The organism is Streptomyces sp. KLMMK (assembly GCF_036961605.1).
In the GTDB taxonomy this organism is placed as follows: domain Bacteria; phylum Actinomycetota; class Actinomycetes; order Streptomycetales; family Streptomycetaceae; genus Streptomyces; species Streptomyces telluris.
This window is the reverse complement of the sequence record NZ_JBAMDC010000209.1, coordinates 1-11,831: the sequence shown is the minus strand read 5'-3', so window position 1 is coordinate 11,831 and position 11,831 is coordinate 1. Positions and strand designations below refer to the sequence as shown.

Here is an 11,831-nt window from a genome sequence, read left to right as displayed (position 1 = left end):
GGCTCCTTATGAGCCGGCCGCGGCGATGGCTCTGTGTCGCGCGCGGCCCATCAGCTCCTCGCGCTCGTCCTCGGTGAGGCCGCCCCACACGCCGTAGGGCTCCCGCACGGCCAGCGCGTGCGCCGCGCATTCGGCGCGCACCGGGCAGCGCATGCACACCTCTTTCGCGGAGGTCTCGCGCGCGCTGCGGGCGGCGCCGCGCTCACCCTCCGGGTGGAAGAACAGCGAGCTGTCGACCCCGCGGCAGGCGGCCAGGAGCTGCCAGTCCCACAGGTCGGCGTTGGGACCGGGAAGCCGGGAGAAATCTGCCATTGCCATCCCCTCGAAGCGAACGGTCTGCCGTGCGGATGTAAATATGACTGATTGCGAATCTAGTCATAGACACCAGCAAATGGGAAGAAAAACTGCTCCGCATGGGCAAATGGGGCATATCTCAGTTGTGACACGGGCGGGGCGGGGGTGTGACAGGGGTGGTGTGCCGGGCGCCCCCAATGCGCCCTGCTCCGTGTCCGCGCCCTCACGTAGAGTGCCGAACGTGCTCGACCGACCCCGTAACTCTTTCGGGTGACCGTCGTTGAGAGGGCGGAGGCGGTTGACGGATGAAGCAGTCGGGCAGGTGTCCGACCCGGCGCCAGAGTCGTCGATCGCACAGGTGACGATCAGTACCAGCCTGGAGGCTCAAGGTGACGCGCATCAGCTGCGGAGGACGGTCATGACATCCGTCCTCGTCTGCGACGATTCCCCGCTTGCCCGCGAGGCGCTCCGCCGCGCGGTGGCGACCGTGCCCGGCGTCGAGCGTGTGACGACGGCAGCCAACGGCGAGGAAGTCCTCCGCCGCTGGGGAGCCGATCGTTCGGATCTGATTCTGATGGACGTACGCATGCCCGGTCTCGGTGGAGTCGAGACCGTGCGCCGGCTGCTGTCCGCGGACCCCGGGGCCCGCATCATCATGCTCACCGTCGCCGAGGACCTCGACGGTGTCGCGCTCGCGGTCGCCGCCGGAGCGCGGGGCTATCTGCACAAGGACGCCTCGCGCGCCGAGCTGCGGGCCACCGTGACGCAGGCCCTCGCCGACCCGACCTGGCGGCTCGCCCCGCGCCGGCTGCGCTCGGCCGAGATGGGCGCCGCACCCACGCTCACCGCGCGCGAGATCCAGGTGCTCGAAGGCATGAGCCATGGCCGCTCGAACGCGGAGATCGGGCGGGAGCTCTTCCTCTCGGAGGACACCGTCAAGACGCACGCCAGGCGCCTGTTCAAAAAGTTGGGCGCATCGGACCGGGCGCACGCCGTGGCGCTCGGATTCCGCTGGGGCCTGGTCCGCTAGGCGTCTGACGTGCAGCGCAGCGGGGGAGCGGCGTACCCCGCCCGTCCCCGAGCGGGCGGGGCGGGGTGCCGGGGCTGCCCGTCCCGCTGCACGTTTCCCGCGCGCTGCCGCATCCTTGGAGTATGGAGTTCCTCGGGGACGGCTCGGTCGGGCGTGATGGGAGGGCGCGGGAAATGACTGCCGGCGCACCCGCTCACAACGCATCGGTACAGGACTACGGACGGGACCACGGGCGGGACTGCGCACAGGGTCACGGACTCGGTGCCACGGAAAGTCCGACTTCAAGGCACCATGGACCGATGCGCGAAGACGATACGAAGGGGTCCCCGGCGGCGGCCGCCCCGGGAGAGATCGGCGCCCTCGTAGCCCGCGCCGTCGAGGGTGACCGGCGGGCCACCCACGACCTGCTGGCCCTCGTGCACCCGCTCGCACTGCGCTACTGCCGCACCCGGCTGTCGCGGCTGCCGGGTGATGCCCGCCACTTCGTGGACGACCTCGCACAGGAGGTCTGTCTCGCCGTGCTCTGCGCCCTGCCCCGCTACCGCGACACCGGGCGTCCCTTCGAGGCCTTCGTCGTGGCCATCGCCGCGCACAAGGTCGCCGATCTCCAGCGGGCCGCCATGCGCCACCCCGGCAGCACGGCCGTGCCCTCCGACGAGATGCCCGAGCAGCCGGACGATTCGCTCGGGCCGGAGGAGCGGGCCCTGCTCAGCAGTGATGCGGAGTGGGCCAAGAAGCTCCTCGCAAGCCTTCCGGAGAACCAGCGCGAGCTGGTGCTGCTGCGGGTCGCCATCGGCATGACCGCCGAGGAGACGGGGCAGATGCTGGGCATGTCGCCGGGTGCGGTGCGGGTCGCGCAGCACCGGGCGCTCAGCAGGCTGCGCGCGCTGGCCGAGCAGTAGGGCCGAGCGGGCAGGGACCCGAGGGCCACCACGGCCCGTCTTCGTACGAATCTCCAAGTGACGCGATCCTCAGCCGTCGTGGAATGGGACACGTGTGGCGGCCGTTAGCATGGGAGTCCGCGCTGGGGCAAGACCATTTGGGAAGGTGTCATGACTGACAACGTCGACGGAATGCCCGGGAAATTCGCGATGCTCGGTCTGACTTACGACGACGTCCTGCTGCTGCCGGGCGCTTCGGAGGTCCTGCCGAACGCCGTCGACACCTCTTCCCGGGTCTCGCGCAACGTCCGGGTGAACATCCCGCTGATGTCGGCGGCGATGGACAAGGTCACCGAGGCGCGCATGGCCATCGCCATGGCCCGCCAGGGCGGCGTGGGCGTCCTGCACCGCAATCTCTCCATCGAGGACCAGGCCAACCAGGTCGACCTGGTCAAGCGCTCCGAGTCCGGCATGGTCACCGACCCGATCACGGTCCGCCCGGACGCCACCCTCGCCGACGCGGACGCGCTCTGCGCGCGCTTCCGCATCAGCGGCGTGCCGGTCACCGACCCGGCCGGCAAGCTCCTCGGCATCGTCACCAACCGCGACATGGCCTTCGAGCTCGACCGCAGCCGCCAGGTGCGCGAGGTCATGACGCCGATGCCGCTGGTCACGGGCAAGGTCGGGATCTCCGGCGAGGACGCCATCGAGCTGCTCCGCCGCCACAAGATCGAGAAGCTGCCGCTGGTCGACGACTCCGGCGTGCTCAAGGGCCTCATCACGGTCAAGGACTTCGTCAAGGCCGAGCAGTACCCGAACGCCGCCAAGGACGCCGAGGGCCGCCTGATCGTCGGCGCCGCGGTGGGCGTGGGCGACGAGGCCTACGAGCGCGCCCAGGCCCTCGTCGAGGCCGGTGCCGACTTCCTGGTCGTCGACAGCGCCCACGGCCACAGCCGCGGCATCCTCGACATGATCGCCAAGGTCAAGTCCAACATCAGCGTCGACGTCGTCGGCGGCAACGTCGCCACCCGCGACGGCGCCCAGGCGCTCATCGATGCCGGTGTCGACGGCGTCAAGGTCGGTGTCGGCCCGGGCTCGATCTGCACCACCCGCGTCGTCGCCGGCATCGGCGTGCCGCAGGTCACCGCGATCTACGAGGCCGCGCAGGCGTGCCACGCTGCGGGTGTGCCGATGATCGGCGACGGCGGCCTGCAGTACTCGGGCGACATCGCCAAGGCGATCGCCGCCGGTGCCGACGCGGTGATGCTCGGCTCGCTGCTCGCGGGCTGCGAGGAGTCGCCGGGCGAGATGGTCTTCATCAACGGCAAGCAGTTCAAGTCCTACCGGGGCATGGGCTCGCTGGGCGCCATGCAGTCGCGCGGCCAGGCCCGCTCCTTCTCCAAGGACCGCTACTTCCAGGACAACGTCCTCTCCGAGGACAAGCTCGTCCCCGAGGGCATCGAGGGCCAGGTGCCCTACCGCGGCCCGCTGGGCTCGGTGGCCCACCAGCTCATCGGCGGCCTGCGCGCCTCCATGGGCTACGTCGGCTCCGCCAACATCCAGGAGCTCAAGGACAAGGGCACCTTCGTCCGCATCACGTCGGCGGGCCTCAAGGAGAGCCACCCGCACGACATCCAGATGACGGTGGAGGCGCCGAACTACTCGCGGCGCTGAGCCGAGCCCCCGGCCGGGGGTCCGGGGGTTGCTCCCCGGGAGGAGCCGTCAGATGACGGTGGAGGCGCCGAACTACTCCCGCCGGTAGTTCTTACTGCCACCGGTAGTAGTACGCGTTTAAAGCATTTTTACGGAGCCCGCGACCGCTCAGGCCGCGGGCTCCGCCGCGTCGGGGATACTGGATGCGGCAGGACGTAGAAGGAAAGGCCACACACGTGACTGAGATCGAGATCGGGCGCGGCAAGCGCGGCCGCCGGGCGTACGCATTCGACGACATCGCCGTCGTCCCGAGTCGCCGTACCCGCGACCCGAAGGAGGTCTCGATCGCCTGGCAGATCGACGCCTACCGCTTCGAGCTGCCGTTCCTGGCCGCCCCGATGGACTCGGTCGTCTCGCCCGAGACCGCCATCCGCATCGGCGAGCTGGGCGGCCTGGGCGTCCTCAACCTCGAGGGCCTGTGGACCCGCTACGAGGACCCGGAGCCGCTGCTCGCCGAGATCGCCGAGCTGGACGAGACCGCCGCGACCAAGCGCCTCCAGGAGATCTACGCCGAGCCGATCAAGGAAGAGCTGATCGGCCAGCGCATCAAGGAGGTCCGCGACTCCGGTGTCGTGACCGCTGCCGCGCTCTCCCCGCAGCGCACCGCGCAGTTCTCCAAGGCCGTCGTCGACGCCGGCGTGGACATCTTCGTGATCCGCGGCACCACCGTCTCCGCCGAGCACGTCTCCGGCGCGGCCGAGCCGCTGAACCTCAAGCAGTTCATCTACGAGCTCGACGTGCCGGTCATCGTCGGCGGCTGCGCCACGTACACCGCCGCCCTGCACCTGATGCGCACGGGCGCGGCCGGTGTCCTCGTCGGCTTCGGCGGCGGCGCCGCGCACACCACCCGCAATGTCCTGGGCATCCAGGTCCCGATGGCGACCGCCGTGGCCGACGTGGCCGCCGCCCGCCGCGACTACATGGACGAGTCCGGCGGCCGCTACGTGCACGTCATCGCCGACGGCGGCGTGGGCTGGTCCGGCGACCTGCCCAAGGCCATCGCCTGCGGTGCCGACGCCGTGATGATGGGCTCCCCGCTCGCCCGCGCCACCGACGCGCCGGGCCGCGGCTTCCACTGGGGCATGGAGGCCGTCCACGAGGACGTGCCGCGCGGCAAGCGGATGAACCTGGGCACGGTCGGCTCCACCGAGGAGATCCTCACCGGTCCCTCGCACACCCCGGACGGCTCGATGAACATGTTCGGCGCCCTGCGCCGCGCCATGGCCACCACGGGCTACAGCGACCTCAAGGAGTTCCAGCGGGTCGAGGTGACGGTCGCGCCGTCGCAGCACGACAAGCGCTGACGCAGCGCGGCAGCGCGGTAGCGCAGCCGACAGCCCGAAGGGCCCGGACCGCCGTTGCGGTCCGGGCCCTTCGGCGTCGTGCCGGGCGGGGCTGCGGGCGTCAGCCGCCCAGCTTGCGGGCGGTCTGGAAGGCGCCCGCGCCGCCGAGTATGAAGAAGAGCGCGTCGATCGGCTCCAGGTACTCCTGCCAGGCCTCGGACAGCGAGTCGAAGTGCTCGAAGAGGATCTCGGTGACCGGGACGCGGAAGACGTCGCTCAGCTCCAGGGCGATGCCGAAGATCTGGCCGAGGTAGACGCCGAGGAGCCCGAGGAGCACGCCGGCCACCGGCAGGGCGGGGTTGCGGCCGCCGACCTTGCCCAGGGCGGCGCCGATGAGCGCGCCCGTACCGACGGCGAGGTAGCCGATCTGGCCGCCGTCGGAGGCCTTGAGGATCCCGCCGTAGACGGCAGCGCCGACGAGCATGGCCACGAAGCCGAGCACCAGGGCGAGGCCGGGGTTGCCCCGGCGGACCGGCGGGGGCGGCGGCGGGAAGCCGCCGGGAGGGCCGTACGGAGGCGGAGGCTGCTGCCCGTAGCCGAAGGGCGGCTGCTGGGGAGCGTGGGGCTGGTGCTGCGGCGGGTACGGCTGCGGCGGCGGCTGACCGTACGGGTTGTGCTGCGGTGGCTGCTGCGGTTGCTGCGGCTGCTGCCAGGGCTGGCTCATCTGCGATGTCCCCCGAATGTGCTCGGTGTTGAGTAAGGGCCAAAAGGTATCAGCGTGCTACGACGTCGTCGTCACCCACAGCGAGCACACGGCTGTGAACTCCGTATAAAAGTTCGACCGTAAGGAATAATGGCAACTTATGGCGCAAAGCAAGTCGTTCAGCGGCAGGGACATGGGGATCGACCTCGGCACGGCGAACACCCTGGTGTACGTGCGCGGGAAGGGAGTGGTGCTCAACGAACCGTCAGTCGTCGCCGTGAACGCCGACGACGGCAGCGTGCTCTCGGTCGGCTCCGAGGCCAAGGAGACCATCGGCCGCACCCCCTCGAACATCGTCGCGGTCCGCCCGCTGCGCGACGGCGTCATAGCCGACTTCGAGGTGGCCGAGCGCATGATGCGGCACTTCATCAAGAAGGTCATGGGCAACCGCCTCTTCGCCCGTCCCCGCGTCGTGGTCTGTGTGCCCTCCGGCATCACCGGCGTCGAGCGGCGCGCCGTCATCGAGGCCGCCTCGCGCGCCGGGGCCCGCCAGGTGCACCTCGTCGAGGAGCCCATGGCCGCGGCGATCGGCGCAGGCCTGCCCGTCAGCGAGCCGACCGGCTGCATGGTCGTCGACATCGGCGGCGGGACGACCGAGGTCGCCGTCATCTCCCTGGGCGGCATCGTCACCGCCCGCTCCGTGCGCACGGCCGGCGACGCGATGGACGCGGCGATCATCTCGTACGTGAAGAAGGAGTACTCCCTCGCGATCGGCGAACGCACCGCGGAGGAGATCAAGATGAACATCGGCTCCGCCGCGCCGACCGGCTACTGGTCCGCGGCCGGGCTGGCCGCCCTCGCCAAGCAGCTGGAGAAGGACAGCGGCCTGGAGCAGGTCGGCGGCGACCCGGAGGAGACCCAGGGTCTCAAGCCGCCGGAGCGCTGCACCATCCGCGGCCGCGACCAGGTCAGCGGCCTGCCCAAGACGCGCGAGCTGACGGCCGACGAGATCCGCCACGCGCTGTCGGAGCCCGTCGACGCCATCGTCATGGCGGTCCGCCAGACCCTCGACGAGACCCCGCCGGAGCTCTCCGGCGACATCATGGACCGCGGCATCGTCCTCACGGGCGGCGGCGCGCTGCTGCGCGGCCTCGACGTCCGGCTGAGCAAGGAGCTCGACATCCCGGTCATCATCGCCGACGACCCGCTGGACTGCGTGGCGGTCGGCACGGGCCGCTGCGTGGAGGACTTCGCGGCCCTGAGGACGGTCCTGGACGCGCCGAACCGGGCGCTGGGGCTGGGCAGGCTGTAACCCCCTGACCCCCGGCGCGGCGCCGACCCCCGGCGCGGCGCCCCTACATACGGTGCCCCGCGCCGGCGGGCGTCGCCCCGCGCGTGTCCAGGAGCAGCTGCGCCTTCACCGCCAGGCCCTGCAGGTCGTAGGTCCGGTGGTGCTGCAGCAGCACCGTCAGGTCGGCCGCGGCCGCAGCCTCGTAGACGCTGTCGGCCCGCGGCACCGGCCGCCCCATCACCCGCCACTGCGCCACGTGCGGGTCGTGGTAGCTGAGCTGTGCACCCAGCTCCATCAGCCGTGAGGCGATCTCGCGGGCGGGTGACCCCTGCTGGTCGGAGACGTCGGCCTTGTAGCTGACCCCGAGCAGCAGGACGCGCGCCCCGCGCGCGGACTTGCCGTGTTCGTTGAGGAGCGTGGCGCAACGCTGGGTGACGTAGCGCGGCATGCGCCCGTTGACCTCCTGCGCCACCTCCACCATCCGCAGCGGATAGCCGAGGCTGCGGCCCTTGTAGGAGAGGTAGTTGGGGTCGATGGGCACGCCGGGGCCGCCGACCCCGGGCCCCGGGCGGAAGGCCTGGAAGCCGAAGGGCTTGGTCTCGGCGCAGCGCACGACGTCCCACAGGTCGACGCCGATGTCGTGGCAGAAGACGGCCATCTCGTTGACGAGGGCGATGTTGACGTACCGGTAGTTGGTCTCGAGGACGCGGACGGCCTCGGCCTCGCGCGGCCCGCGCGCGCGGACGACCTTCTCGCAGACCCTCCCGTAGAAGGCGGCGGCGGCCTCCGTGCACGCCGGGGTGAGGCCGCCGATGACCTTGGGGATGCCGGCGTAGCCGTGGCGCTTGGTGCCCGGGTCCACCCGGGTGGGGGAGTAGGCCAGGTGGAAGTCGTGGCCGGCGCGCAGCCCGGAGCCGGATTCGAGCAGGGGGCGCAGGTATTCCTCCGTGGCGCCGGGGTAGACGGGGGACTCCAGGAGAACGGTGGTGTGCGGGCGCAGCCGTACCGCGAGGGCCCGGGCGGCGGCGCCGATGGCGGAGAGGTCGAGGGCCCTGTCCTCGCCGAGCCGGGTGGGGGCGCAGATCACGGCGGTACGGACCTTGCCGAGCTCGGCGTCGGCGGTCGTGGGGCGGAAGCCGGCGGCGATCATCCGGCGGACCTCGGCGGCGGTGAGGGAGCCGTCGGCGCACTCCAGGGGGAGCCGGCCGGCGCGCAGCTCGGCGACGGTGTGCGGGTCGGGGTCGTAGCCGATGGTGTCGATGCCGGCGGCGGTCGCGGCCTGGGCGAGGGGGAGTCCGAGGTGGCCGAGTCCGATGACGGCGAGATCTGCGGGCATGACGAGGCGGTCCTTCCCGGGGAGCCGGGGGGTTCGGCACGCGAACGAGTTACATCAGGTTAAGCGGATATATGACTGTTATTCGGGATCAACGCGGCGCGGCTCGCTCCCCTGCGCCGCCGGCGCGGCCAAACCGGCCGATCTGGGGCAGCATCGAAGGGGAAGTACGGAAGCAGGGAAGCGCAGGGACCAGCGGAGCAACCGGCGGCCGAAACGGAGGCAGCGGTGAGGACAGCGACACTCGGGCCGGACGAGCGCAGTGCGGCACTCGCCCGGATGGCGGAGCGGGAACTGGACGTCCTGGTCGTCGGCGCCGGGGTCGTCGGCGCGGGCACCGCGCTCGACGCGGCCACGCGGGGGCTCACGACCGGCCTCGTCGAGGCGCGCGACTGGGCGGCGGGCACCTCCAGCCGTTCCAGCAAGCTCATCCACGGCGGCCTGCGCTACCTGGAGATGCTCGACTTCGCCCTCGTCAGAGAGGCCCTCAAGGAGCGCGGCCTGCTGCTGGAGCGGCTCGCCCCCCATCTGGTCAAGCCCGTGCCCTTCCTCTATCCGCTGCAGCACCGCGGGTGGGAGCGCCTCTACGCGGGCTCGGGCGTCGCGCTCTACGACGCGATGTCGGTCTCCTCCGGGCACGGCCGCGGCCTGCCCACCCACCGGCACCTCACCCGTAAGCGGGCCCTGCGCGTCGCGCCCTGCCTGAAGAAGGACGTGCTGGTGGGCGCGCTGCAGTACTACGACGCCCAGATGGACGACGCCCGCTACGTCACCACCATCGTGCGCACGGCGGCCGCCTACGGCGCCCACGTCGCCAACCGGGCGCGGGTGACCGGCTTCCTGCGCGAGGGCGAGCGGGTGGTCGGCGCCACGGTGCGCGACCTGGAGCAGGGCGGCGAGTTCGAGGTCCGGGCCCGGCAGATCGTCAACGCCACGGGGGTGTGGACGGACGACACCCAGAAGCTCATCGCCGAGCGCGGCCAGTTCCACGTCAGGGCCTCGAAGGGCATCCACCTGGTGGTGCCGAAGGACCGCATCCACTCCACCACCGGGCTGATCCTGCGCACCGAGAAGAGCGTGCTCTTCGTGATCCCCTGGGGCAGGCACTGGATCATCGGCACCACCGACACCGACTGGGACCTGGACAAGGCCCACCCCGCCGCGTCGAGCGCCGACATCGACTACCTGCTGGAGCACGTCAACGCGGTCCTGGCCGTGCCGCTGACACGGGACGACGTACAGGGGGTGTACGCGGGGCTGCGTCCCCTGCTGGCCGGCGAGTCGGACGCGACCAGCAAGCTCTCGCGCGAGCACACCGTGGCCCACCCCGTGCCCGGGCTGGTCGTCGTGGCGGGTGGGAAGTACACCACGTACCGCGTGATGGCCAAGGACGCCGTGGACGAGGCGGTGCACGCGCTCGACCGGCGCGTGGCCGAGTGCGTCACGGAGGACGTGCCGCTCGTCGGGGCGGAGGGCTACAAGGCGCTGTGGAACGGGCGTGCGCGGATCGCCCAGAACACCGGTCTGCACGTGGCGCGCGTGGAGCACCTGCTGAACCGGTACGGCTCGATGGTGGACGAAGTGCTGGAGCTCGTCGCCGCCGACCCCTCCCTGGGCGACCCGCTCACCGGCGCCGACGACTACCTCCGGGCCGAGGTCGTCTACGCCGCCTCCCACGAGGGCGCGCGCCACCTCGACGACGTCCTCACCCGCCGGACCCGCATCTCCATCGAGACCTTCGACCGCGGCACGCGCAGCGCCCGCGAGGCCGCCGAGCTGATGGCGCCGGTGCTGGGCTGGGACCGGTCGCAGGTGGAGAAGGAGGTCGAGCGCTACGAGAAGCGGGTGGAGGCCGAGCGCGAATCGCAGCTGCAGCCCGACGACCTGACGGCGGATGCGGCGAGGCTGGGGGCGCCGGACGTCCAGCCGATCTGATGCCCCCGATCTGATGCCCCCGATCTGATGCCTCCGATTTGATGCCTCCGGTGTGACGTCCCGGATCCGGCGCCTCTGATGCCCCGTTGGGGCAGTTGTGTCTGGTGAGCTCTTATGAGCGTCATGTGACCGCTCCGACGCGCCGGGAACCGTCCTGTCCGAAACAGGGTCCTGTAAAGGCAATGGACCCGTGCGGCAACCGTCGCCGTCGTCGTGCCGGGCTCCGCCGGGCCCTCGCGGCGCAGGTGGGCCGGGCCGGTGCGGCGGCGGCCGGCGCGCGTGGCGCGGAGGGCGAAGGGCGGCGGTGCGCCCGTATTGTCCGCCGGCCCGCGGACCCTGGCCTTCCGCCGGTCCGCGGATGAGAGACAATGGTGGCTCTGCCAGGGTCGGTTGGTCGCAGAGCTGATTGCCAGAGGGGACGCATGTCGGAGGCGGAGCAGACGCAGGGCACGGCAGGGCGCCTCCTGGCCGGGCGGTACCGCCTCGGGGACGTCCTCGGCCGCGGCGGCATGGGCACGGTCTGGCGCGCCGGTGACGAGACCCTGGGCCGTACGGTCGCCGTGAAGGAACTGCGGTTCCCGGCCAACATTGACGAGGACGAGAAGCGACGCCTCATCACGCGCACGCTGCGCGAGGCGAAGGCCATCGCCCGGATCCGCAGCGCGGGCGCGGTCACCGTCTACGACGTCGTGCACGAGGACGACCGCCCCTGGATCGTCATGGAGCTCATCGAGGGCCGCTCGCTCGCCGATGCCATCCGCGAGGACGGGCCGCTGAAGTGGCGCCGGGCCGCCGAGGTCGGCCTCGCCGTCCTCGACGTGCTGGGCGCGGCGCACCGCCAGGGCATCCTGCACCGCGACGTGAAGCCGTCCAACGTGCTCATCTCGGACGACGGCCGCGTCGTCCTCACCGACTTCGGCATCGCGCAGGTCGAGGGCGACCCCTCCGTCACCTCCACCGGCATGCTCGTCGGCGCCCCCTCGTACATCTCCCCCGAGCGCGCCCGCGGCCACAAGCCCGGCCCGCCCGCGGACCTCTGGTCGCTGGGCGGCCTGCTCTACGCGGCGGTCGAGGGCGTCCCGCCGTACGACAAGGGCTCGGCCATAGCCACCCTCACCGCCGTGATGACCGAGCCGCTCGGCCCGCCGAAGAACGCGGGCCCGCTGGCCGAGGTCATGTACGGACTGCTCGCCAAGGACCCGGAGAAGCGGCTCGACGAGGCGGGCGCCCGCGCGCTGCTCACCGACGCCGTCAACGCCCCCGACGAGCGCCTGCCCCCCAAGCCGAAGCCGGCCGCGCGGGACCTGGACGCCACGCAGGCCATCGCCGTCCCGCCGATACCGGAGACGGCCGTGCCCGCCCGGCCGC

10 protein-coding genes are annotated in these 11,831 nt (G+C 71.6%); 7 read left to right on the top strand and 3 right to left on the bottom strand.

The window, feature by feature from the left end; translation table 11 throughout:
- Window positions 1-6 precede the first annotated feature (6 nt).
- A complete protein-coding gene (locus tag V7793_RS24685) occupies window positions 7-312 on the bottom strand; it encodes a WhiB family transcriptional regulator (RefSeq protein ID WP_030368345.1) in 306 nt (101 codons plus the stop codon).
- A 400-nt stretch (window positions 313-712) separates the two neighbouring features.
- Between V7793_RS24685 and V7793_RS24680 the strand changes: the two genes are divergently transcribed.
- From V7793_RS24680 to V7793_RS24665, 4 genes are all read left to right on the top strand, one after another.
- Window positions 713-1,324 carry a response regulator transcription factor gene (locus V7793_RS24680; protein ID WP_003948568.1) on the top strand — a complete coding sequence of 204 codons (612 nt, stop codon included), beginning with the start codon at window positions 713-715 and terminating at the stop codon, window positions 1,322-1,324.
- A 299-nt stretch (window positions 1,325-1,623) separates the two neighbouring features.
- A complete protein-coding gene (locus tag V7793_RS24675) occupies window positions 1,624-2,226 on the top strand; it encodes a sigma-70 family RNA polymerase sigma factor (RefSeq protein ID WP_058046781.1) in 603 nt (200 codons plus the stop codon).
- Window positions 2,227-2,376: 150 nt separating this feature from the next.
- Window positions 2,377-3,879, top strand: a complete 1,503-nt coding sequence (guaB, locus tag V7793_RS24670; protein WP_058046780.1) for an IMP dehydrogenase — start codon at window positions 2,377-2,379, stop codon at window positions 3,877-3,879.
- A 215-nt stretch (window positions 3,880-4,094) separates the two neighbouring features.
- Window positions 4,095-5,222 (top strand): GuaB3 family IMP dehydrogenase-related protein, encoded by a 1,128-nt coding sequence (locus tag V7793_RS24665; protein ID WP_168093463.1) that lies wholly within the window; start codon window positions 4,095-4,097, stop codon window positions 5,220-5,222.
- A gap of 100 nt (window positions 5,223-5,322) precedes the next feature.
- On the opposite strand, the gene V7793_RS24660 is transcribed toward V7793_RS24665, so the two are convergent.
- A complete protein-coding gene (locus V7793_RS24660) occupies window positions 5,323-5,925 on the bottom strand; it encodes a hypothetical protein (protein ID WP_336010031.1) in 603 nt (200 codons plus the stop codon).
- A gap of 139 nt (window positions 5,926-6,064) precedes the next feature.
- Between V7793_RS24660 and V7793_RS24655 the strand changes: the two genes are divergently transcribed.
- The gene (locus V7793_RS24655) at window positions 6,065-7,216 is read left to right on the top strand and encodes a rod shape-determining protein (protein WP_336010029.1); all 1,152 of its coding nucleotides are present in this window, start codon (window positions 6,065-6,067) and stop codon (window positions 7,214-7,216) included.
- A gap of 43 nt (window positions 7,217-7,259) precedes the next feature.
- Here the strand turns inward: V7793_RS24655 and V7793_RS24650 are convergent, their stop codons facing one another.
- On the bottom strand, window positions 7,260-8,531 hold the full coding sequence (locus V7793_RS24650; RefSeq protein WP_336010027.1) for a nucleotide sugar dehydrogenase: 1,272 nt from the start codon (window positions 8,529-8,531) through the stop codon (window positions 7,260-7,262).
- Window positions 8,532-8,756: 225 nt separating this feature from the next.
- Between V7793_RS24650 and V7793_RS24645 the strand changes: the two genes are divergently transcribed.
- Window positions 8,757-10,463, top strand: coding sequence for a glycerol-3-phosphate dehydrogenase/oxidase (locus V7793_RS24645; protein ID WP_336010025.1), 1,707 nt, complete (start codon window positions 8,757-8,759; stop codon window positions 10,461-10,463).
- A 422-nt stretch (window positions 10,464-10,885) separates the two neighbouring features.
- A partial coding sequence (locus V7793_RS24640) for a serine/threonine-protein kinase (protein ID WP_336010023.1) occupies window positions 10,886-11,831 on the top strand: 946 nt, incomplete at its 3' end.